General features: G+C 62.5%; 19 protein-coding genes. 2 read left to right on the top strand and 17 right to left on the bottom strand.

The genetic code is table 11. From position 1 onward, the window contains the following. Positions 1-38 precede the first annotated feature (38 nt). From RA19_RS15755 to RA19_RS15720, 8 genes are all read right to left on the bottom strand, one after another. Positions 39-839 (bottom strand): XdhC family protein, encoded by an 801-nt coding sequence (locus RA19_RS15755; protein WP_039164287.1) that lies wholly within the window; start codon positions 837-839, stop codon positions 39-41. Further along, positions 836-2,014, bottom strand: a complete 1,179-nt coding sequence (locus RA19_RS15750; protein WP_039164286.1) for a vWA domain-containing protein — start codon at positions 2,012-2,014, stop codon at positions 836-838. Before RA19_RS15750 ends, RA19_RS15755 begins: the two co-directional genes overlap by 4 nt. After that, on the bottom strand, positions 2,011-2,820 hold the full coding sequence (locus tag RA19_RS15745) for an AAA family ATPase (RefSeq protein ID WP_446720291.1): 810 nt from the start codon (positions 2,818-2,820) through the stop codon (positions 2,011-2,013). Before RA19_RS15745 ends, RA19_RS15750 begins: the two co-directional genes overlap by 4 nt. Positions 2,821-2,991: 171 nt before the next feature. Then, positions 2,992-5,409 (bottom strand): aerobic carbon-monoxide dehydrogenase large subunit, encoded by a 2,418-nt coding sequence (locus RA19_RS15740; RefSeq protein ID WP_039164282.1) that lies wholly within the window; start codon positions 5,407-5,409, stop codon positions 2,992-2,994. Beyond that, positions 5,406-5,900 (bottom strand): (2Fe-2S)-binding protein, encoded by a 495-nt coding sequence (locus RA19_RS15735; protein WP_039164279.1) that lies wholly within the window; start codon positions 5,898-5,900, stop codon positions 5,406-5,408. Before RA19_RS15735 ends, RA19_RS15740 begins: the two co-directional genes overlap by 4 nt. A gap of 13 nt (positions 5,901-5,913) precedes the next feature. Further along, the gene (locus RA19_RS15730) at positions 5,914-6,768 is read right to left on the bottom strand and encodes an FAD binding domain-containing protein (RefSeq protein WP_039164277.1); all 855 of its coding nucleotides are present in this window, start codon (positions 6,766-6,768) and stop codon (positions 5,914-5,916) included. A gap of 127 nt (positions 6,769-6,895) precedes the next feature. After that, a complete protein-coding gene (locus RA19_RS15725) occupies positions 6,896-8,023 on the bottom strand; it encodes an MHYT domain-containing protein (protein ID WP_039164401.1) in 1,128 nt (375 codons plus the stop codon). An 82-nt stretch (positions 8,024-8,105) separates the two neighbouring features. After that, positions 8,106-9,476 (bottom strand): aminotransferase, encoded by a 1,371-nt coding sequence (locus RA19_RS15720; RefSeq protein ID WP_039164399.1) that lies wholly within the window; start codon positions 9,474-9,476, stop codon positions 8,106-8,108. Between the two features lie 195 nt (positions 9,477-9,671). Here RA19_RS15720 and RA19_RS15715 point away from each other — a divergent pair, with 195 nt between their 5' ends. Both RA19_RS15715 and RA19_RS15710 read left to right on the top strand, forming a co-directional pair. After that, entirely contained in the window at positions 9,672-10,337 is a 666-nt protein-coding gene (locus tag RA19_RS15715; protein WP_039164274.1) for a TetR family transcriptional regulator C-terminal domain-containing protein, read from the top strand. Positions 10,338-10,461: 124 nt separating this feature from the next. After that, positions 10,462-10,770 carry a hypothetical protein gene (locus RA19_RS15710; RefSeq protein ID WP_039164271.1) on the top strand — a complete coding sequence of 103 codons (309 nt, stop codon included), beginning with the start codon at positions 10,462-10,464 and terminating at the stop codon, positions 10,768-10,770. A gap of 43 nt (positions 10,771-10,813) precedes the next feature. On the opposite strand, the gene RA19_RS15705 is transcribed toward RA19_RS15710, so the two are convergent. From RA19_RS15705 to RA19_RS15665, 9 genes are all read right to left on the bottom strand, one after another. Continuing rightward, positions 10,814-11,515 (bottom strand): response regulator, encoded by a 702-nt coding sequence (locus tag RA19_RS15705; protein ID WP_039164270.1) that lies wholly within the window; start codon positions 11,513-11,515, stop codon positions 10,814-10,816. 2 nt (positions 11,516-11,517) lie between these two features. Next, positions 11,518-13,845, bottom strand: coding sequence for an ATP-binding protein (locus RA19_RS25865; RefSeq protein WP_052261822.1), 2,328 nt, complete (start codon positions 13,843-13,845; stop codon positions 11,518-11,520). Between the two features lie 110 nt (positions 13,846-13,955). Further along, on the bottom strand, positions 13,956-14,921 hold the full coding sequence (locus RA19_RS15695; protein WP_039164267.1) for a DUF3137 domain-containing protein: 966 nt from the start codon (positions 14,919-14,921) through the stop codon (positions 13,956-13,958). Positions 14,922-15,011: 90 nt separating this feature from the next. Further along, positions 15,012-15,197, bottom strand: coding sequence for a hypothetical protein (locus RA19_RS15690; RefSeq protein ID WP_152615784.1), 186 nt, complete (start codon positions 15,195-15,197; stop codon positions 15,012-15,014). 247 nt (positions 15,198-15,444) lie between these two features. Beyond that, complete coding sequence (gyrB, locus tag RA19_RS15685; RefSeq protein ID WP_039164263.1) at positions 15,445-17,862, bottom strand: DNA topoisomerase (ATP-hydrolyzing) subunit B; 2,418 nt, start codon at positions 17,860-17,862, stop codon at positions 15,445-15,447. 140 nt (positions 17,863-18,002) lie between these two features. Then, positions 18,003-18,623 carry a LysE family translocator gene (locus RA19_RS15680; RefSeq protein WP_039164260.1) on the bottom strand — a complete coding sequence of 207 codons (621 nt, stop codon included), beginning with the start codon at positions 18,621-18,623 and terminating at the stop codon, positions 18,003-18,005. After that, positions 18,620-19,717 carry a DNA replication/repair protein RecF gene (recF, locus tag RA19_RS15675; RefSeq protein ID WP_039164258.1) on the bottom strand — a complete coding sequence of 366 codons (1,098 nt, stop codon included), beginning with the start codon at positions 19,715-19,717 and terminating at the stop codon, positions 18,620-18,622. The genes RA19_RS15680 and recF overlap by 4 nt, the downstream gene beginning before the upstream one ends. A 62-nt stretch (positions 19,718-19,779) precedes the next feature. Further along, on the bottom strand, positions 19,780-20,898 hold the full coding sequence (gene dnaN / locus RA19_RS15670) for a DNA polymerase III subunit beta (protein WP_039164256.1): 1,119 nt from the start codon (positions 20,896-20,898) through the stop codon (positions 19,780-19,782). Between the two features lie 293 nt (positions 20,899-21,191). Then, positions 21,192-23,642, bottom strand: a complete 2,451-nt coding sequence (locus RA19_RS15665) for a GcvT family protein (protein WP_039164253.1) — start codon at positions 23,640-23,642, stop codon at positions 21,192-21,194. Positions 23,643-23,656: the final 14 nt, after the last annotated feature.

Genomic DNA, 23,656 nt, shown 5'->3' with positions numbered 1-23,656 from the left:
GAAAGCCGCCAGGTTTGGTGCTGCGGGGGAGGCTGCTGTCAGTCATCGCTTTGATCTCCGCGCTGGCGCCGGCGCCGCACCTGTGTCAGCTGCGCCAGGATTGAGAGGGCAATCTCCTCCGGGGTGACGGCATCGATGGCCAGGCCTGCCGGAGCTTGGACGGCGGCCAAAAGGATGGGATCACACCCCTCCCCGATCAGCTTTACGGAAAGAGAGGCGAACTTCCGGCGGCTGCCGACAAAAGCGACGAACTCCGCCCCTGCGTTCAGCGCCCCGCGCAGGCTGGCTGCATCGTCCTTGCCCTGTGTGGCCACCACGACCATCCGGCGGGTGCTATCTGGCACATTTGCAGGGGGCGCGTCTGCGCTGCCCTCTGTAACCATCCAGTGAAACTGTTCTGCCAAGGTTTTCAGCGCCCCGGCCACAGGCGATGCGCCATAGACGACCAGTTCTGGCCGCGGCAGCACCGGCTCAACAAAGATGTCGAGCGAGCCCTTGGAGGGGCAGCCGTTCCTGGCAAAGCGGATACCATCCTGTTCGGTGCCCGGGGTGATGCCTTCGGCCTCCAGCATGTCCTGCGGTTTCAGCGAGATCAGCTGCGGCTGGCCCCCTGCCACCGCCTGCTTCACCGCGCGCGCCAGCGCTGCACGCACACAGCCGCCGCCCACCCAGCCATGGGCAATCTCGCCATCCGCCAGCAGCACGGCCTTAGCCCCGGGCTTGGCGGCGGTCAGGCCCGCCGTGCGGATCACTGTGGCAATAGCAAAAGGCGCACCTTCAGAGCGCAGCGCCTGGGTCACGACCGCAAGATCCCGGTCTGTTAGTTCTGCAGGTGTCATAGCCGGGCAAGCTCCGGTTCCAGGGCGGCCAGGTCTTCCAAGCGGTTCGCCGCGCTGAACAGGTCAAGATGCGGAAGGGCGGCTGCCATGCCGCGGGCGATAGGCTCATATCCGGCCCAGCCCTTCATCGGGTTAAGCCAGATGATCCGGCAGCCGCGCTTGCGCAGCCGCGCCAGCGCCGCGCCCAGCAGTTCAGGCGGATCGGTGTCATAGCCATCCGACAGGATCAGAACCGCGGTGCGGCCGTCCACGAAGCGGCGCGCATAGCTGCGTGAGAAATGGTCCAGCGACGCACCGATTTTTGAACCGCCGCCAAAGCCCTCCGCCATGACCGACAGCCGGCCCAGCGCGCGCAAGGCATCCTTGTCGCGCAACGCATCGGTGATCCGCACCAGGCGGGTGTGGAACAGATAGGCATCGCTGGCCGGGTCAGCGCGCATCAGGCCAGCCAAAAAGGCCAGAAAAACGCGGGCGTACAGCGTCATCGAGCCGGAAACGTCACAGATGGCCACAATCTTTACCGGCCGGTCCGGGCGGGTTTTCCGGTACAGGCGCAAAGGTTCTCCGCCCGTGGACAGGCTGCTGCGGATTACCTTGCGCAGATGCAGTTCCCTGCCCTTGCGGGAGGCCTTGCGGCGGCGCGCGCGCCGGTCGCGCAGCGCCGCACCCAAGCGGCGGGCCACGGTTTCCGCTGCGGCGATGTCTTCCTTCTGCACCAGGTCGCGCAGATCTTGCTTCATCAGGTTCCGTGTTGCGACGGCGGCCAGCTTACCCTCGCCGCCGGTTTCTGCTGCACCGCCGCCGCCATCCGGTGCGCTGGCTTTGCCGCCGCTGCTCCTGTCTTCGCCTTTGGTCTCGCGCGAAGAATGAACCGAGGACATATCCAGCGATGGCACCGGTACGGCCTTGGAAGAAACCCGCCCGCCATTGCGCCAAAAACTGTCGAACAGATCGCCGAACCGGGCCGCATCATCCGCGCTGCCGGCACAGACCGCTTTGAGCGCGCGGCAGCAGTCATCGGCATTCCAGGCGTCAACACAGGTCAGCGCCTCCAGTGCTGCCCGGGTTTCCGAAGCCCCCAGTCGCAGCCCATTGGCCCGCAAATGCGCCATGAAACCCGCCATCCGGGCAGCCGGCCCCGGGTCGCGGACCGCAAACCGCGTCACCCGGCTCATGCCGCCCGCCCCGCCAAGCGCTGCGCAACCTCTGTGGTGATGTTTGCGCGGTCGCTTTGGGTCTTCAGCAAAGCGGCCAAGGTTGCCTGCAACTGATGCGGATCATCGGTCAGGTCGGCAACGCCCAGCCCCATAAGCGCCGCCGCAAAATCAAGAGTTTCGGCAATGCCGGGGGTTTTCTCCAGCTCTTCCTTGCGCAAAGCCTGCACAAATCCAACGACCTGCCGGGCCAGGCGGTCTTCCATCCCAGCACAGCGGACCTGCAGAATGGCAAGCTCGGCAGCCGGATCCGGATAGTCCACATGGGCATAGAGGCAACGCCGCCGCAGCGCATCGCTGAGGTCGCGGGTGCCATTGGCGGTCAGGATCACAACCGGGCGGGAAGTGGCGGAAATGGTGCCAAGCTCCGGCACGGTGATCTGAAACTCTGACAGCACCTCCAGCAGATAGGCTTCGAATTCCTCATCCGCGCGGTCAATCTCGTCGATCAACAGGACTGGAGGCGTCTCCTGCCGGATCGCTTTCAGCAGCGGCCGTTCCAGCAGGAACTCTTCCGAGAAGATGCGGCTCTCCACTGCCCGCCCGGTCTCGCCATCCTCAGCCGCAGCCCGGATCGCCAGCAGCTGGCGCTGATAGTTCCACTCATAGATTGCCTGCGCCGCATCCAGCCCTTCATAACACTGCAGCCGGATCAGCTGGGTTTCCAAAACCGCTGCCAGCACCCGGGCCACCTCGGTCTTGCCGACGCCTGCCGCCCCTTCCAGCAGCAGCGGCCGCCCCAGCGCCAGCGCCAAGTGCACCGCCATCGCCAGATCCTCTCCAGCAACATAGCCTTGTGCGGCCAACGCCTCTTTCAGCTCACCATGTGTCACAAATGGGATCCACTCTTCTTCTGGCAATAAATATCCCGGGGGAGGTCCGGAGGGGGCAGCGCCCCCTCCGGCGGGTCGGACCAAGCCAAGCTGGTCCGAAACCCTTCACCCATGCAGGCCCAGGTCATTGGCAGTTTTCCAGATCCGCCAATGATCATGCGGCATTTGCGTATGGCGCAGGCCAAAGGCCCGGAACGCATCCTGCACCGCATTGGAGAAGCAGGGCACCCCGCCCACATGCGGACTTTCACCCACGCCCTTGGCGCCGATCGGATGATGCGGCGAAGGGGTCACCGTGTGATCCGTCTCGTAGTTTGGCGTCTCCCAGGCGGTGGGCAGGAAGAAGTCCATCAGCGTGCCGGTCTTCACATTGCCCAGATCGTCATAGGCAATCTCCTGCCCCAGCGCGACGGCCAGCGCCTCGGTCAGGCCGCCATGCACCTGACCTTCGATGATCATCGGATTGATGCGGGTGCCGCAGTCATCCAGCGCATAGAAACGGCGGATCTCCGGCACCCCGGTGTCAACGTCGATATCCATCACGCAGACATAGGCGCCAAAGGGATAGGTCATGTTCGGAGGGTCGTAGTAGCTCACTGCCTCCAGCCCCGGTTCCACGCCCGGAATGGCCTGGTTATACGCGGCATAGGCGATGTCCTTCATGGTCTTGAACCGCTCCGGCGCGCCCTTGACCACGAAGCGGTCGACGTCGAATTCCACGTCGTCGTCGTGCACCTCCAGCAGGTAGGCCGCGATCATCTGCGCCTTTGCGCGGATCTTGCGGCCTGCCAGAGCCGTCGCGGCCCCCGCCACCGGGGTCGAGCGCGAGCCGTAGGTGCCGAGGCCGTAGGGTGCGGTGTCGGTATCGCCTTCCTCGATGGTGATGCTGTCGGCGGGGATGCCGGTCTCACTGGCCAGGATCTGGGCAAAGGTGGTCGCATGCCCTTGGCCCTGGCTGATGGTGCCGAGCCGTGCGATGGCCGAGCCTGTCGGGTGGATGCGGATCTCGCAGCTGTCAAACATGCCCATGCCGAGAATATCGCAATTCTTGACCGGCCCGGCGCCGACGATCTCGGTAAAGAAGCTCAGCCCGATGCCCATCAGCTTGCGGGTCTCGCCGCGCTTGAAGGCCTCGACCCGCTCCGCCTGCTCGCGGCGCAGCGCGTCATATTCCACCGTTTTCAGCGCCTTGTCCCAAGCCGTGTGATAGTCGCCGGAGTCATATTCCCAGCCCAGTGCAGCCGTGTAGGGAAACTGCTCCTTCTTGATGAAGTTGATCCGGCGCAGCTCAGCCGCGTCCATGTTCAGCTCAATCGCCAGAACCTCGATCATCCGCTCGATGAAATAGACCGCCTCAGTTACACGGAAGGAACAGCGGTAGCTGACCCCGCCCGGCGCCTTGTTGGTGTAGACGCCGTCGACACCCAGATAGGCCACCGGAATGTCATAGGAGCCGGTGCAGATGTTCATGAAGCCGGCCGGGTATTTGGTAGGGTCGGCGCAGGCGTCGAAGGCCCCGTGGTCGGCCGTAACATGGCAGTGCAGCCCGGTAATCTTGCCCTCCTTGGTGGCCGAGATCCTGCCGGTCATCCAATAGTCGCGGGCAAAGGCGGTGGACATCAGGTTTTCCATCCGGTCCTCGATCCATTTCACCGGCTTGCCGGTGACGATCGAGGCCACGATGGAGCAGACATAGCCGGGGTAGACCCCCACCTTGTTGCCAAAACCGCCGCCGATGTCTGGCGAGATCACCCGGATGTTGTGCTCCTCAATCCCCGACAGCAGCGAGGCCACAGTGCGCACCACATGCGGCGCCTGGAAGGTGCCCCAGAGAGTGAGCTTGCCGTTCACCTTGTCCATCGACGCCACCGAGCCGCAGGTCTCCAGCGGGCAAGGGTGGGTGCGGTGGTAGTACATGGTCTCTTCCGTCACCACTTCGGCTTCGTCCAGCACCTGGTTGGTGGCTTCCTCATCGCCCGCTTCCCACAGGAAGATGTGGTTGTGATGCTTGCGGGGGCCATGCGCGCCGTCGGCGCCGGGCTCCAGATCCTCGCGCAGGACCACATCGGACTGCAGCGCCTCAAACGGGTCGACGAGGACAGGGAGTTCTTCGTAGTCGACCTCGACAAGCTCCACTGCGTCGGCGGCCACATAGCGGTCGCGCGCCACCACAAAGGCGACCTCCTGGCCTTGGAACAGTACCTTGCCATCGGCCAGCACCATCTGCTTGTCGCCCGCAAGGGTCGGCATCCAGTGCAGGCTCAGCGGTGCCAGATCCTCGGCCGTCAGCACGGCCACCACACCGTCCAGCGCCATGGCGGCCTCAGTATTAATCGATTTGATCCGCGCATGGGCGTAGGGAGAGCGCACAAAGTCGCCGTGCAGCATGCCGGGCAGTTTCACGTCATCGACGTAGTTGCCTTTTCCCTGGGTGAAGCGGACGTCTTCCACCCGCTTGCGGGAGCATCCCATGCCCTTGAGGTTTGCGGAACGGTCGTCGCGGTCGGGGGTCATATCGTTCATTCCGCGGCCTCCTTGGCTGAGTTCATTTCAGTGGCGGCAACCTGAATCGATTTCACGATGTTCTGGTAGCCGGTGCAGCGGCAGATATTGCCGGCCATGCCAAAGCGGATGTCCTCCTCCGTCGGGTCCGGGTTCTCCTCCAGCAGCTTGGTCGCGCGGGTGATCATGCCCGGGGTGCAGAAGCCGCATTGCAGCCCGTGATGCTCGCGGAAACTCTCCTGCAGCACGTGCAAAGCGTCGGGCTGGCCGATGCCTTCGATGGTGGTGATCTCGGCGCCGTTGGCCTGGGCCACGAACATGGTGCAGGATTTCACCGATTTGCCGTCAATGGTGACGGTGCAGGCACCGCAGTGGGAGGTGTCGCAGCCCACATGCGGGCCTGTCAGGTCCAGGTGCTCGCGCAGGGCATAGATCAGCAGCTCGCGCGGTTCGGCCAGAAACTCGCGGTCCTCGCCGTTCACCTTCAGTTTGATATGCATCTTGTCGCTCATCTCCGCTCCTCCCTCATGCGCGGCCCCAGGCGCGCTGGATGGCGCGGGTCAGGATGATACCGGCCACATGGCGCTTGAACGCCACCGGGCCGCGGTTGTCCTCAACCGGGTCGATGTCATCGAGAACAGCCTGAACGGCGGCGCTGACGGCTGCAGCGTCCACGGAGGTGCCCGTCAGGGCCTCACCTGCCGCGTCCGACCACACCGGCACATCGCTGAGGTTGGTCATGGCGATGGAGGCCGCCGCGCAGGTGCCGCCGTCCTTCTGCAGGATCACCGCAGCGGCAGCCGTTGCGTAGTCGCCGATCTTGCGCTTCTGCTTTTCATAAGCGTAGCCGCCCGAAGGCGCCGCAAAGCTGATCGCTGTCAGAACTTCTTCATCCTCGCGCTCGGTCATATAGGCCGCTTCATAGAAGTCGCGGGCGGCGACAGTACGCTGGCCATCGGGGCCAACAAGGGTGAACTCCGCATCCAGGCACTGCATCAGGCCAGGCATGTCGTTGCCCGGATCGCCATTGGCGACATTGCCGCCGACGGTGCCCATGTAGCGCACCTGCGGGTCGGCAATCACCAGCGCAGCCTCGCGCAGGATCGGGGCGGTATTGGCCAACCCTTGGTGCTGGATCAGCTCATGCTGAGTTACCATGGCGCCGAGGGTTACCCGGCCTTCAGCCACAGCAATCCCCTTCAGCCCGGCCACGTCCTGCAGGTCGATCAGGTGGGGTATCTCTGCCATGCGCAGTTTCATCATCGGGATCAGGCTGTGCCCGCCCGCCATTACCCGCGCGTCATCCCCGTGTTCTTCCAAAAGCGCGATCACGCCGGCCATATCCGCCGGTCTGTGATACTCAAACGCCGCTGGTATCATCGCTTGTCCTCCCTCAACTGGCTGAGGAAGAGACTGTCTGCAGCGGCCTGCTAAGGCCCGGGGATTTCAACCATTTTCGCGGCTTTCTGCACGAAATGCGAATAGGAGCGCACGAAATGCGCGCGGCCTACACCCCCAATGCCGCCCGCACGTCCTTGAGCCGCGAGCGCGACACCGGCACCTTGGCCAGTCCCGGGATATCGAAGTGGCAGACACCATTGTCTTTCAGCCTTTCGAACCCGCTGACATGGGCCGGGTTGATCAGATAAGAGCGGTGGGTCTTGATGAAATCCGTCTGCGCCAGCCGCCGCTCGGCCTCGGTGATAGACCAGCTGCAAAAGTGCTGGCCAGCCGCGGTGTAGAGATGGGTGTAATGCCCCTCGGCCCGGATCGCCGCCACCGCATCGGTGCTGAAGAACTGGGTACGGCCTTCCTGCTCATAAGGGATCTGCCGCGAGACCGGCGCCGCCTCGGCTTCCGGTTCTGCCTGGACTCCGGGCTGAGGAGCCGACCCGTCGGGCGGCTCTACCTGTGCGGCAGACGATGGCTTCAGGAATGTCACCCCGGTCAGCAGAAACGCCCCGCAAAGGGCAAAGCTGGTCAGCACCACGCCAATGGCCAGTGTCTCATTGCCGATCAGGGGCCCGACTTGGCTGGTCACTTCCAGCGGAATGAAACTGGTGCCAGCAATTGCGATGAAATGGACGGTGAAAACCGCCAAACCAAACCCGGCAGTGCCCAAAAGAATGTTGCGGTGGCTGCGCTCGCCATAGGCAATTGAGAACGCCGCGATGTTCAGCGCGCAGGAGGCCGCAACCGCCAAGGCAATGCCCCCGGGTGTATAGAGCGCGCGGCACAGCTCCAGCCCGGCCATGCCGATGTAATGCATCGCCAGCACCCCCAGCCCTACCGTAGTGCCGGCCAATGCGAGGGTCATCCGGGTGCGCTGCCAGAAATGCAGGATCAGGAGCGCCACACCGACCACCAGTATCGCCACCAGCGCAGAGGCCAGAGTGACCGCGGAGTCATAATAGAACTGGATCGGCAGCTGCAGACCGAGCATGGCCACAAAATGCATCGACCAGATGCCGCCGCCCAGCGCCACAGACGACAGTGCAATCGCCAGCTTCCGCTGCGCAAAGGAGCGCGCGGACAGTCCTTTGGTCAGCGACAGCCCCGTGAACCCTGCTACCAGCGCAACGAAAAAGGAAGCCGCCACAAGCCCTTGGTTATGGGTGTAGTCCAAAACCTGCATGACGGGAATCATTAGCCGCTTGCACCACAGCCTGCAATAAAGCTGTGGTGAACCCGCGCCTGCGGATCTTCTGGCACGGCATTCAGCCGGTCAGTTTGTCCTGCACCTCCTGCAAGGCGGCCTCGAGGACACCGAACATTTCGTCGATCTGCTCCAGGCTGATGATCAGCGGCGGCGAAAACACCGCCATATTGATCAACGGACGCACCAGCAGGCCGCGGGCCTCGCAGGCGGCATCTATTTGCGCACCAAGCTGGCGCTCCGCCTCCAGGTCATCCGCCCGCCCCTCGATACAGCCGAGCAGTCCCATGCCGCGGGCGTCGCCGACGATACTGAACTTTTTCAGATCCTGCAGCCGGGCCTGGAAATGCGGCGTCACTGCGCGCACATGTTCCAGTATGCCCTCTTCTTCGAAAATTTCGATGTTTTTCAAAGCTGCAGCACAGCTCACCGGGTGGCCGGAATAGGTGTAGCCATTGGTGTAGCCCGAGGGTTCGCCCAGGTGACTCATTTGCCGCATCACCCGATCCGAAATAATGCAGGCGCCCAGCGGCAGATAGCCCGACGTCAGACCCTTGGCACAGGTGATCATGTCGGGCTGGATGCCGAACAGCTCTTCGGAGGCAAACCAGTGCCCCAGACGGCCGAAGCCAGTGACCACCTCGTCGGAGATATAAAGGATGTCATGCGCCCGGCAGATCTCCCAGGTCCGCTCGTGGTAGCCGGGCGGCGGCACGATCACCCCGCCTGAACTGAGGATGGGTTCGGCGATGAAGGCACCAATCTTGTCCGCTCCCAAAGTACCGATAGCAGTCTCTAAATCAGCCACTTTCGCGTCACACCAGGCTTCGACGCTCATCCCGTCCGGCCGGCGGTAGGGGTTCACATCCGGCAGAAAATGCACCAGCCGGGTCTCGAAATCGAACTGGCTCTGGTCGCGCTCCTTGCCGGTCACCGAATGGGCCAGATAGGTGGAGCCGTGGTAGCCCTTCTCCCGCGCCAGGATCAGTTTCTTCTCCGGCAGGCCGCGCCGGTTGTTCAGATACTGCATGGTGCGCAGCGCGGTATCCACCGCGGTGGAGCCGCCGGTGGTGAAGAAGACGTTGTTCAGATCCCCCGGTGCGCGTTCAGCCAGCTTGCGGGCCAGCACTGCCGAAGGTTCGGTGGTGTTGGTGAAAGGCGAGGTATAGGGCAGCTTCATCACCTGCGCGGCGATGGCATCTGCCATGTCCTGGCGTCCATACCCGATCTGGGTGCACCACATGCCGCCTGGCCCGTCGATGTAGCGCTTGCCGGCCGCATCCCACATGTAGATACCGTCCGCCGTGTCGACGAGCATGTTGTCGTAGCTCCGCCATTCATCCATCGCCATCCAGGGATGCAGCTGATGTGTCCTGTCCCAGGCCTGCAGGGTCTCTGCTGCCGGGGCGTTGCTGAACTTGTGCATGGTCATTTTGCTCATGATGTCCGCCTGATCCGTCCCAGAACACCGCAAGGCGGCACTGCTGCGCTGCCTCTGCCGGTTACCAGACCCTAGGCGATCCCGGCGCTCGCGTAAAGATTATTTGAGCGCTCAATTAAATTTTAGCGGGCTGACAGCCTCAGGTAATTGTGAAACAAGGGAAATAGAGGAACGCATGAGGTTGGCATGAGCGCAGTTGCCGCCAGCGGCAAGAAGCCGCGCAAGGAACGCAAGGACAACGCAGACAAGCGGCGGAGGCAGATTCTTGACGCCGCTTTCCGCTCGATCGTGACCCATGGGCTGGCCAAGACCACGCTTGCGACCGTGGCGAACGAGGCCGGTCTGTCGCAGGGTGTGGCGGTTTTCTATTACAAGTCCAAGAACGGCATCCTGGCCGCGGTGCTGCGCGATCTCTACGAGAAATACGAGACCCGCTGGCACGCGGCTCTGGAGCAAGCTCCGCAAAATCCCGCTGCCCGGCTGCGCGCCGTCCTGACCGCCGACTTTGACGCGGATCTGTGCACTCCCGACACTCTAGCGGTTTGGTTTGCTTTCTGGGGCGAGCAGAACTTTGTCCCGCAATATGCCGAGATCACCAGCGTGTTTGAAAGGAAACGCGCTGACGCTCTGCGCGGCATCTGCCAGCAGCTGGCGCCCGAGGACCCAAGCAAGGCCCTGCTGGCGGGTAATTGGATTGACACGCTAACCGATGGCTATTGGCAAAAGCTGCACCTGTTCCCGCACAGCTGCAGCCGCGAAGACGCCTTGGCGCAGACATTGCAGTTTGCACAGACTCTGTTTCCAGGCCACGCAGAAGCCTTGCAACCTCACCCGCACCGCGCCAACAGCTGACAGGCCGGCAAGGCCGTGGTGCTGCTGGTACATTTGAAACAGAACGCGGTGACATTCTGACAACTGGCCCCCGTATCCAGTGTTCGCCTGGCGCTAGCTGCGCAGGAGAACAGGAGACACGACGATGCCCGTATTTGCAAAACTCGATGGCGTGCCCGGAAGCTCGGAAGGGAACGAAGACAGACCGTCTGCCCCCGCCTGGTTTGACCTGGACGGCAGCGACGAACCGCTGGCCTTTGCACGCGGCAAAGCCTGGATCGAGCCGGTGCCGCTTGCAGATACCGACGGCCACGACCCGGTCATATTCACCGGTTTGGAGCTGGCTCCCGCCGTAAACCCGGATCCCGAGCCAGCCTCTGCTGCAGGTCAGCCGGATCTGTTCTGCCCTTACGAGATGGCGTTCACGACCGTGGAATACCTGATCATGGGCTGAGACCAGCCCTAGGACAAACCGGCCATTGCCGCCGCAGCGCGGCTTACCCGAAAATATAACCGATACCGCGCACCGTGCGGATTACCTCCGGTTTGGCGGGGTTTGTCTCGATCTTGCGCCGCAGCCGGGAAATGCGAAGATCTATCGACCGGTCAAACGGCTCCCAGCCCCGGTCATGCGCCTTGTCCAGCAGCTGGTCCCGGTTCAGGGTCCGGCCGCGGTTTTCGGCAAAGACCCGCAGCAGGCTGAATTCCATGGCCGTGATGGCAATCTCTTCACCGTCCGGCCCAAACAGCCGGGCTCCGTCCAGGTCGAGCCTGCAGGGGCCGAAGTCCACTGTTCCGCTCAACCGGTCATGAACCTTTTGCGCTTGCTCCTGTATCGCACTGCGCCTGATTGCAGCCTTGATCCGGGCCTGCAGCTCACGCAGGTCCACCGGTTTGACGATATAGTCATCGGCTCCGAATTCCAGGCCCAGCACCTTGTCCACAACGTCGCCTGCCGCGGTCAGCATCATCACCGGCACTTTTGAGGCCGCCCGGATTTCCCGCAGAGCTGCCAAGCCGTCCTTGCCCGGCATCTGCACATCCAGAATGACCAGGTCGGGCTCTTCTTCCGCCAGCAGCGCCATCATCGCGGCAGCATCCGCAGCCTCCCGCACGGCATATCCGCAATCACCGAGATAATCTTTGAGCATCTGGCGCAATGGAGCTTCGTCATCGCAGACAAGGACAGTGTGGTTCATGTTTATTCCAAGCTGTAGAGCACAAGCCGGATCAGGGTCAGCAGCTCGCGCTTGATAATTGGTTTTTCAATAAACGGGCGTTCCGAGCGGGCAAAGAAGTCCCGGACATTCCCGCTGAGCGCATCGCCGGTGACAAAGCCGATCCGGCTGGCACACTCCGGGGAAATTACCCGCAGCGCCTCGTAGAATTCCTCGCCATCCATATCGGGCATCTTGAAGTCGCTGAGAACCACGTCAAACGGCCGGGCTTCAATCAGGCGCAGAGCCTCGCGCGGGCTGGTTGTGGACTCGACGCAATATCCCTCTTCTTTCAGCAGGTCATGCAGCAGCTGCGCGACGCCGGCCTCGTCATCAACCACCAGAACCGACAACGTCTCTTCCGGCTCCAGACCGATCCGTTCCACTTCGGCCTGAGCGTCTGTGTTCTGCGCCGCATCCAGCTTGACGTAGAAGCTGGTCCCGGTGCCGGGCGCCGACTGCAGGGACAGCTCGCCTTTGTGGCTTTCGACAATCTTGTGGCTGAAGGCCAAGCCGACCCCCGTGCCTTCGCCAACGTCCTTTGTGGTGAAGAACGGTTCGAAAATCCGGCTTTGGATGTCCTTGGGGATGCCTGGACCATTGTCGCTGATCTCAACCACGGTGCGGTCCGTCTCCGCTTCGTGATACGAACGTACCATGATGCGGCCATCTTCCCGCTGGTCCTGCAGGGCATGGCCGGCATTGACGATCAGGTTGCTGAAAACCTGGGCCAGCTGATCGAAGTCGCAAGCGACAGGCGGCGCGGTTTCGTCCAGTTCGGTCTCCACGATTGTTCCGTTGGCCTTCAGCGAATACCCCGAGACTTCCAGCGCCGTGGCCACGATATCGTTCAGCGAGCAGATCTCGATCCGGGTCGGGCGCTGACGGGCCATCGCCAGGAAGGTCTTGACGATCTTGCCCGCGCGCTCGGCGGATTTGCACACCAGATCTATTCGCTCCGACAGCACCGGGTCCTGAACCTTGCCCTGCAGCATCTGGCTGTAGCCGAACACCACCGACAGCGGGTTGTTCAACTCGTGGGCGACTCCGGCCAGCAATTCGCCAAGCGCCGACAGCTTTTCATTCTGATGGGCAAGCTCGCGCTGTTCCTGCAGTTCTGCTTCGGCGCGGACCTGTTCGGTGATCTCACGGTAGGACAGCAGGTAGCCTCCAAGCGCCGTGACATTCGAGCTGGCCAGAAAGATCCGGCCATCCGACGTCTGCAGCGGGAATTCGCGCCCATAGTTATAGATCAGTGCCATGCCGTGGGCATAGAACTCTTCTTTGCTCATCTCCTCGGGCCAGACATAATACCCGCTTTCGATCGTCGACCAGAAAAACTCTGCCCCCGGCTCCCCCGGCTGCGGATCCAGCCCTGTCGGAGCGATCATGGCGTACCAGGCCTTGTTGGCCAGTACGAACTTCTCCTCGGAATCAAACAGAACCAGCGGGTAATCCACTGCGTCAATTGCGTCGTTCACCGCTTCCAGCCGGGTGGCTTCAGCCTGGCGCTGCTCGGTCAGATCCCGCACAAACAGCAGCGACCCGCCAAAGGCAGTCAGATGCGATGCGCCAACGTAATGCTTACCCTCGGCAGTCCTGATTTCCACCTGTTTGCCGTGCTGGGCCATTTCAACCATCAGCCAGTTGATGAAGTCCTCGTGGCTCTGGCCCTCAGGGATGTCGTAGAATCCATCCTCCACCAGCTCGATGACTTTCTCGACAACGTGATCTCCGGGTTTCGGGGCCAGATGCGGACGGCTGCCGTACATCATTTTCAGCCAGGCCTTGTTACCGAACACAAACCGCATGTTCTCATCGCAGAGGACCAGCCCCTCATCCAGAGCCTGGAACGCGTCCAGCAGCATGTCCCGGGCAACCTGATCCGAGTGCCGCTCGCGGCTGGCATCCCGCAAGGTAACCAACAGCCCGCCAAGGCCGGTTGTTTTGGCGGAGGACACAAGAGTGCGCCCAGCCGCTGTTTCCAGTTCGGCAGGCAGGCCGCCACCGCCAAACACAGCGCTGCCAGAAACAAAACCCTCAGTTTCCGCAGCAGTCGGGCGTTTCAGATGGCCCGTTACCGCAAGGCCCCGCAAAAGGTCTTGCAGGGAGACGCCAGGTTCCGGCGGCAGCTGGCCCTTTGGCAGCAGCATCTCCGCAAACCGGGTGTTGCAACAGATCAGCCGGCTATCCGCATTGAACAGAGCGGCGCCGTCCTCCATTGCATTCAGCAAGTCTTGATACTGCGCGGCGCTTAGGTTTCCCCCGGACAGCCCGGCAGGCGGCGGCGCAGGGTGCGGGGTCGTGCTCATTACGCGGTCCTTTGATACGGCGTGGCGCTTAAACAGCACCCAGATTTCGAAACTGTATCGCGAACTGTATCAATTGTATCCGCCAGAGAAGCTGCCGGATTCCTTAGCTGTCAATCCAGCAGCATATCGATAACGCGCCGCGGCATCACCAAGTCGGCCAAGGCGCGGCGGATTGGTTCATCCGCCAGATGCAGCGGGTCGTTCCCGAGGTTAAACCCCAGAAATCTGTGCGGCAATCGCAGAGCGAGATAGAAATCATGACCCTCGAACGCCGCCTCGCAGTATTCCCGCCCTCCCTGGAACGACTTGGCCATATCAATGAATTTACACGGGAAATTCTGTCCAAGGTGCTGGCTGGCGCGATCAATGTCATCGGAGTAAACCTCAAAAACATTCTCAATGCCCGGGTCTGCAAATTCCCAGCGGTGCGGCGGCACAGCCGGGCTCGACCATTTGTTCACCTTATTCAGGGTCTCCCCGAAATCCCGCAGAAAGACAGTGCAAGGCATGTCCACCGGGCAGTCGACCTGCAGCAAAATGCCTGAGAAAACCTCATGGTAGCGGACATCCCCCTCCGAATCCCGCTCCCTTTGCCGGCATGTCAGGCTAAGCACTTTGTAGTTCACATCCCGCCACTGGCCGGTCACCGCCAGGCTCTGGTTTGCCTCGCTGCCGTGCGGCAGCAGCCGAAGGTCCCGCAGCCTCTCCAAAGGCATGAACCCGCCGGGCACCTCCCGGGTCATCTCCATGCTGCCCAGGAAACGGCACAAAACCGGTGGCAGGAACGCGGCCGCAGCGCGTTCCACTTTGTCGCCCCGCTGAACCCAAAGCAGGAATGCCAGAACAAAGCCTAGGAACAGCGGGAAGAAGGCCAATGCGGGATGCACCGCCATGCCGCTCCAAAATGCCAGCCCGGCAGACAGAGGTATAACAATCCCAACCCAGAGCTTTCTCTTGGCCAAACTGCGGGTCCGCAGAATTTCCATCTCTTTCAGAAAAGGAGAGACTTCGTTTTCATACACGTCTGCGAATCCAGCCTCATGAGGTTCCTGTTCAGCAAAACGGTATTCGGTCATCTGGAAATCCTTGAAATTACGCGGCTGCAAAATGGGAACCGAGGTGGCTTAGGTCAAATATAGCGCGGCTTGTGCCAGACAACTAAGCGTTTAAAGCACAAAGCGCGATGCTCTGCACAGCTTGCCGCCCTGGATCTGCAGCAGGTAGAGGTCGCCGCCGGTGCAGAACCAGGGCGGATACGGCTGCTCGCCCAGGTCGCGGTAACCTTGCGCACAGATCATGTAGCCAGCCTGCGGCGGTTCCAGCAACGTGTCCGCCCCTGCTTTCGTCTGCATTTCGCCGGCGTGCGCGATAGTGAAGAAGAACGCGCAAACATGCCGCTGCTTTCTGCCTAGATCCATTTGTGGGAAATTTGCTCATTTCGAGCGCGGCCAGAGTTGCCGACAAGAAAATGCCCCGCAACTGCCGGCGGGGCATCATGAGCAAAAACCAACAAGGGCTCAAAACACGAACCGCAGAACTATGAGCGGATTCCGCAAAACTATGGGGTATCCGCAGCGCTATGGGGATCCCTACAAAAAGTCAGAAATCGAGGTTTTCCACACTCAACGCATTCTTTTGAATGAACTCGCGGCGCGGTTCCACCACGTCGCCCATCAGCTTGGTGAACAGGTCATCCGCCTCGACCATATCATCGATGCGCACCTGCAGAAGCGTCCGGGCGTCCGGGTCCAGGGTGGTCTCCCACAGCTGGTCCGGATTCATCTCGCCAAGGCCCTTGTAGCGCTGCAGGGTGAGGCCCTTTTCGCCCTCCTCAAGGATAGCCTTAAGCAAGTCCAGAGGCCCGTGGATCACCTGGCTGCGGTCGCGGCGGACCAGCTGAGCAGTGCTGCCATAGACCTCCTGCAGGCTTTGGGTAAAGCTGCCGGTTTTGCGGGCCTCGCCGGAACGCAGCATCGGGCCGTCCAGGGTGCGGACCTCTTCAACGCCGCGCAGGATGCGGGCCAGGCGGATGCCGTGGTCCTGAGTGATCCGGCCCTGCCAGCCGCGCTCATACTCCAGCGCGATGGCGTCGAGCCGGGCGGCGACCTTGTCGGCCACGCCCTGCAGGTCGGAATCAACCGCGCCAGGCACAAAGGCGCCGGCCACCGCGGCCTGCTCCAGGATGTGGCGTGGGTAATGGGTCGGGAAGGCATCCAGCACGCGTTTCAGCTGACGCGCCTCATCCACAACACGGGTGAGGTCGGCCCCGGCCATTTCGGAACCGCCGCCCAGCTTCAGCACCGCGCCGTCGACACCTTGGTTGATCAGGTAGTCATCCAGCGCCGCCTGGTCCTTGAGGTAAACCTCAGACTTGCCGCGCGCGACTTTGTAGAGAGGCGGCTGCGCGATATAGAGGTAGCCGCCTTCGATCAGCTCCGGCATCTGCCGGTAGAAGAAAGTGAGCAAGAGCGTCCGGATATGGGCACCGTCGACGTCGGCGTCCGTCATGATGACGATCTTGTGGTAGCGCAGCTTGTCGATGTTGAACTCATCCCGGCCGATGCCGGTGCCAAGCGCCATCACCAGGTTGCCGATCTCCTGGCTCGACAGCATCCGGTCGAACCGCGCCCGTTCCACGTTTAGGATCTTGCCGCGCAAGGGCAGGATCGCCTGGGTCATCCGGTCCCGGCCCGTCTGGGCAGAGCCGCCGGCCGAGTCACCCTCAACCAGGAAAACTTCGGTTTTAGACGGGTCCTTTTCGGAGCAGTCTTTCAGCTTGCCCGCCAGGTAGTTCACATCCATCGCCGTCTTGCGCCGGGTCAGCTCGCGCGCCTTGCGCGCCGCCTCGCGGGCCAGCGCCGCTTCGATGATCTTGCCGACGATCTGCTTGGCCTCGTTGGGGTTCTCTTCGAACCACTCGGCCAGTTTCTCGCCCACCAGGCTTTCAACCACCGGGCGCACTTCCGACGACACCAGCTTATCCTTGGTTTGGCTGGAGAATTTCGGATCCGGCACCTTGACCGACAGCACGCAGGTCAGGCCTTCGCGGGCGTCATCGCCGGTGAAAGAGACCTTCTCCTTCTTGGCGATGCCAGAGGATTGCGCGTAGTTGTTGATGGTTCGGGTCAGGGCGCCGCGGAAGCCCGCCACATGGGTGCCGCCGTCGCGCTGCGGGATGTTGTTGGTGAAGGGCAGCACCGTCTCGTGGTAGCTGTCGTTCCACCACATGGCGATCTCGACGCCGATCTCGTCCTTTTCGCCGATGATATAGACCGGGGTCTCCATCACCGGGGCCTTATGGCGGTCCAGGTATTTCACGAATTCCTTGACGCCGCCCTCATAGAACAGCTCCACCTCCAGCCGCTCGGCCGGGCGTTCGTCGATCAGAATGATGCGCACACCGGAATTCAGGAAGGCCAGCTCGCGCAGGCGTTTTTCCAGCGTTTCGAAAACATAGTCGAGGTTCGAGAATGTATCGGTCGAGGCCATAAACCGGACTTCGGTGCCGGTCTGATCACCGCAATCGGCAACCACTTCCAGATGCCTGGCGGTATCACCGCGCTCGAACCGGGCGATGTGCTCTTTGCCGTTGCGCCAGATGCGCAGCTCCAGCCAGTCGCTGAGCGCGTTCACCACCGAAACGCCCACACCGTGCAAGCCGCCCGAAACCTTGTAGGAGTTCGAGTCAAACTTACCGCCCGCGTGCAGCTGGGTCATGATGACCTCGGCCGCCGAGACACCTTCTTCCGGGTGGATATCCACCGGAATCCCGCGCCCGTTATCGCTGACAGAAACACTGGAATCGGCGTGGATTTTCACCGTCACATGGTCGGCGTGGCCCGCCAGCGCTTCGTCGATACCGTTGTCCACCACCTCATAGACCATGTGGTGCAGGCCCGAGCCGTCATCCGTGTCCCCGATGTACATGCCGGGGCGTTTGCGAACCGCCTCCAAGCCTTTGAGAACCTTGATGGATTCCGCGCCATATTCTGCGGGAGCCTGCTCGTTTCCGGACATTCACATTTTCCTGTCTTTGCTTCCGGAATTTATACGAAACCCCGGGCGGAATGTCACCCGCAGAGCCCTAATTTTCTTGCCGAATCCAAGCTGCGCGTGCCCTATCAGGCAATCCCTTGCCCGGCCCGCAGCAGCAGTCTTCAGGTGAAGGGAATGATCAGCCCGACGCCGATCAGCAAACCGCCCGACACAAGGTTGATCCGGCGCAGGGTCCGTGGCGAAGAAATGGCCTTGCGCACCCGGTGGACCATACCCGCCAGGGCCAGATTGCCGGCCAACGGGATGACAAAGGACAAGGTCACAATTGCCGCCACGTCCGCCCCAGATGTCCCCGACAGATCAAAGAACCCAGGCAGCACGCCCATGTAAAACAGGATCGCCTTGGGATTACCCAGGATCGCGGCAATCCCAGCCAAAAAACCGGCCCAGATGCCGGGCCTTGTCAGTGCCCTGTTCTCCTGCACCGCCTCACCCGCGTGACGGATCAGCAGATAGCCCATACCAAGGAACATCAAACAGGCCACCCAGCGCAAAACAGTCATTATGCCGGTGAATTCCGACACCACCCAGGACATCCCTGCCACAGCCACCAGCGGCCACAGGATATCGCCGCACGCCACCCCCAGCGCCAGCGGCCAGGCTGCCTGGAAACCGCCCGAAACCGAGCGCGCCATCAAGGCCAGCCACACCGGGCCGGGGGTCAGGAACAGGATTAGCAAGGCGCCGGCATAAAGCACCAGGTCCCAGGAAGTAACCGTCATCGGTGAATAACCTCTGATGCGCCGCTGCTGTCGGAAACTTCCAGCATCTGCGCCCGCGCGCCCAGCTCCGCAAACAATTCCGGCCCGGTCCCGGTCATCCAGGCCTGGGTTCCCAAGGCGCAGATCTCATCATAAAGCGCCGCCCGCCGCGCCGCATCCAGATGCGCCGCAACCTCGTCCAGCAGCAGGATCGGGGGAGCCCCCTCGCGCTGCGCCAGCGCCCGCGCATTTGCCAGGATCAGCGACACCAGCAGCGCCTTCTGTTCGCCGGTCGAGCAATCCTTGGCCGGAACACCCTTAGTCTGGTAGGTGCCGATCAGATCGGTGCGGTGCGGCCCCACCAGGGTACGCCCCGCCGCCAGATCCCGGAAACGGCTCTCCTCCAGCGCTTCCCGGAAGTCTCCCTCCGTCGACGGCATGCTGCCCTCCGACTGCATGAGCTCCAGCTCAGCCGCCGGAAACGCGGTTTCCGCCTCCGCCTGCGCCAGCTGCAGCAGGTCCACCGCCTGCACCCGGGCCGCATGGATCCGGTGCCCGGCCGCGGCCATCCGGTCTTCCAGCACCCGGTACCATGCGGCGTCGCGGATTTGTTCCTTCAACAGGCGGTTGCGCTCGCGCATCGCCTTTTCATAAGCCAGCGACGCCTCAGCATGGGAGGGCTCGAAACTGAGCGCAATCCGGTCCAGGAACCGCCTGCGCCCCTCGGCCGCCTCGATCCACAGCCGGTCCATCGCAGGGATCAGCCAAACCACCCGCGCCACCTGCCCCAAGGCAATCTGGCTGGCGGATTTATTGTCGATTTTCACCTGCCGGGCATTGCCGCCCTCGGACCAGGTTTCCACCTCATAGACCTGCGTCGGCGCCCGCAGTTCCCCTCTCAGCTTCCACCCCAGCGCCTCCGGCTGGCGCGCCATGTCGGCGGCGCTGGCGCGGCGCAAACCGCGCCCCGGCGAGAACAGCGACACCGCTTCCAGTATATTGGTCTTGCCCGCACCATTGTTGCCGTGGATGGCCACCGGCCGCCCGTCCAAACGCAATTCCGCCCGCAAATGCGAGCGGAAATGGGACAAAACGAGTGAGGTCAGAGCCAGCACGCGGGAGCTCCCTAGTTCTTCTGGCCTAAAATATCCCCGCCGGAGGCATCGCCGTCAGGCGATCAAACCCGCATCGGCATCACGACGTAGACAGCGCTTTCGTCGTTGCCTTCCCGCATCAGGGTCGGGTCGCCCGAAGAGTTGAACATGAACACCGCATTCTCACGGTCCACCTGATTGGCGATCTCCAGCAAGTACTTAGCGTTAAACCCGATTTCCAGCCGTTCGTCATTGTAGGCAACGCCCAGCTCTTCTTCCGCAGCACCGCTGTCCGGTGCGTTCACGGACAGGATCAGACGGTCCTCTTCCAGCTGCAGCTTCACCGCGCGGGAGCGTTCCGACGACACCGTTGCCACCCGGTCCACGGCCTGGGCGAATTCCGACGCATCCACTTCCAGACGGCGGGTGTTGCCGGCCGGGATCACCCGGGTGTAGTCGGGGAAGGTGCCGTCGATCACCTTGGAGGTCAGAGTGATGTTCGGAGTGGCAAAGCGTACCTTGGTTTCCGAGACCGAGACCGCAATGTCCATGTCGTCATCATCAAGCAGTTTGCGCAGCTCGCCCACGGTTTTGCGCGGCACGATCACGCCCGGCATGTCCTCGGCTCCCAGCGGCAGCTCTGCGTCGATGCGGGCCAGACGGTGGCCGTCGGTGGCCACGGCACGCAGCGCCTTGCCGCCATCGGCGGAGGACACATGCAGGTAAACACCGTTCAGATAATAACGGGTCTCCTCGGTGGAGATCGCAAATTTCGACTTGTCGAACAGGCGGCGCAGCACTGCCGCCTTGGCCGCAAAATTCGAGTGGTACTCAGACGATGCCATCACCGGAAAGTCCTCGCGCGGCAGGGTGGCCAGCGAGAAGTTCGACCGGCCGGCCTCCACCGCCAGACGGCCGGTTGCGGCGTCGGCGGTCAGGGTGACCAGCGCGCCGTCGGGCAGCTTGCGGACAATCTCGTGCAGGGTGGTGGCGGCCACGGTGGTGGCGCCGGCGCGCTCGACCTGGGCGGGGGCCTTGTCGACCACCTCGATATCCAGGTCGGTGGCGCGGAACTGGACGCTGTCGCCTTCGGCTTCAATCAGCACATTTGCCAGGATCGGAATGGTGTTGCGGCGCTCGACCACCGACTGTGCCTGAGCCACAGCCTTGAGAAGCGTGCCGCGTTCGATGCTGATCTTCATGTCCCAAATCCTCTTCGTCAGGCGCCCGTGTCAGTAGCCGGGACAAGCAACCTACCTGTTTACCCCTGCCGCACAAGGCTTTTTATGGATTTCTCCAAGGGATTTCCGGCGGGGTCAAGAGGCGCTGCGCGGCATAAGGGCCAAACCGGGGCAAACGTTGCAGCAGAACCCGGAACTGTCCCCGCAGGGACAGGGCTGGAAAACTCAGGGTGTCCCCGCGGGGACCCAAACGAAAAACGCCCCGGCACAGGGCCGGGGCGTGATACGGGCAGGTGAATGCACTGGAGAGGTGCTTAGGCCTTCACCCGCTCCGATTTCGGATCGTACATCGGCTTCAGGGAGGCCTCTGCCTTCACCTTTACGCCGCAAACGTCGATCTCGTAGGTCGAGGCCAGCACGTCAGCTGCTTTCTCGCCTTCACACGGCACATAGCCCATGCCGATGGCAGCCCCCAGAGTATGGCCGTAGTTGCCGGAGCTGAGGTAGCCCACGTATTTACCGTCGCGGATGATCGGCTCGTTGTGGAACAACAGCGGTTCAGCATCGGTCAGCTTGAACTGCAGCATGCGGTTCTTGGGTCCGGTTTCCTTACGCTCCAGCACGGCGGCCTTGCCGATGAAATCCGCCTTGTCGGTCTTCACTGCAAAGCCCAGGCCTGCGTCGATCACATTGTCCTCGCAGGTGATGTCGTGGCCGAAGTGGCGGAAGCCCTTTTCGATGCGGCAGCTGTCCATCATGTGCATGCCGCAGAGCTTGAGCCCCATGTCCTGGCCTGCTTCCCACAGGGTTTCGAACGCGTGGCCCGCCATGTCGGCGCTGACATAGATCTCCCAGCCGAGTTCGCCCACATAGGTCACGCGGTGCACACGGGCGAGGCCCATGCCCAGCTCGATCTCCTGCGCGGTGCCGAAGGGGTTCACTTCGTTGGAGAAGTCGTTCGGCGAGACCTTCTGCAGCAGCTCGCGGGCGTTCGGGCCCATTACAGCCAGCACGCCTTCGCCTGCGGTCACATCGGTGATCACCACGCGGTGGTCGCCCACGTGGCGCATCATCCAGGTCTGGTCGGCCAGACGGGTCACCGCCGGGGTCACCACCAGATAGGCGGTCTCAGACAGGCGGGTGACGGTCACGTCGGCCTCGATGCCGCCGCGGGAGTTCAGGAACTGGGTGTAGACGATCTTGCCCGCCGGAACCGACAGGTTGGCACCGCAGATGTAGTTCAGGAACTTTTCGGCGTCCGGGCCTTCGACGCGGATCTTGCCGAAAGAGGACATGTCGTACATGCCGACGTTTTCGCGGACTGCCTTGTGTTCAGCCGCCGAGTTCTCGAACCAGTTCTGGCGCTTCCAGCTGTACTGGTACTCGCGCTCCTGGCCTTTATTGGCAAACCAGTTGGCACGCTCCCAGCCGCCGATCTCGCCCATAACCGCGCCCTGCTCCAGCAGGTGGTGGTGGAACGGGGTGCGGCGCACGCCGCGGGCGGTGGCCTTCTGGCGGTAGGGGAAGTGGTCGGCGTACAAGAGGCCCAGGGTCTCTTTCGAGCGCTCGAACAGATAGGTCTTGTTGCCCTGGAACGGGTGCATACGGGAGATGTCCACGTCGCCCAGATCGAAGGGCTTTTCGCCTTCGTCCATCCACTGCGCCAGCGCCATGCCGGCGCCGCCCGCGGACTGGATGCCGATCGAGTTGAAGCCCGCGGCAACCCAGAAGTTGTCCATCTCGGGCGCCAGGCCCAGGTGGTAGGCATCATCCGGAGTGAAGCTCTCGGGGCCGTTGAAGAAAGTGTGGATACCTGCCTCGGCCAGCATGGGCATACGGTTGCAGGCGGCTTCAAGGATCGGCTCGAAGTGGTCGAAATCCTCGGGCAGCTGGTCGAATTCGAAGCTGTCCGGGATACCCTTCATTGCCCAGGGCTTGGCGTTGGGCTCAAAGGCGCCGAGCAGGATTTTGCCTGCGTCTTCCTTGTAGTAGGCGCATTCGTCCGGGACGCGCAGCACCGGCATCTGGGTCAGGCCTTCGATGCCTTCGGTCACGATGTAGAAGTGCTCGCAAGCGTGCAACGGCACGTTGACGCCCGCCATGCGGCCAACCTCGTGGCCCCACATGCCGGCGCAGTTCACCACCATGTCGGCTTCGATGTGGCCCTGGGACTGGCCGTCGTCGCTGGCCCAGTCAACGCCAGTGACGCGGCGGCCTTCCTTGGAGATGCCGGTGACCTTAATGCGCTCCTTGACCAGCGCGCCGCGCTGGCGGGCGCCTTTGGCCAGGGCCAGTGCGATGTTGGCCGGGTCGCCCTGGCCGTCTTTCGGCAGCCACACGCCGCCGGTCACATCGCCAATGTTCAGGTGCTCGTAGCGGGCTTTGACTTCTTCCGGCGAGATTTCCTCGACCTCAACGCCAAATGCGCGCGCCATGGCGGCCTGGCGGAAGATCTCTTCCTTGCGCTCTTCGGTCAGGGCCACGGTGATCGAGCCGCAGCGCTTGAAGCCGGTGGCGACGCCGGTTTCTTCTTCCAGCGAGCCGTAGAGCTCCTGCGAGTACTTCGCCAGCTTGGTCATGTTGGCGGTGGCGCGCAACTGGGCAATTAGGCCCGCGGCGTGCCAAGTGGTGCCGGAGGTCAGCTGCTTGCGCTCCAGCAACACCACATCCTTCCAGCCCAGTTTCGCAAGGTGATAGGCCACCGAGCAGCCGATCACGCCGCCGCCGATAATGACCACACGGGCCTTGTTGGGAAGATCGCTCATGTCATCGCTCCACA

This window comes from Leisingera sp. ANG-M1, from assembly GCF_000813745.1.
Classification (GTDB): domain Bacteria; phylum Pseudomonadota; class Alphaproteobacteria; order Rhodobacterales; family Rhodobacteraceae; genus Leisingera.
This window is presented reverse-complemented; position numbering and strand designations above follow the sequence as displayed.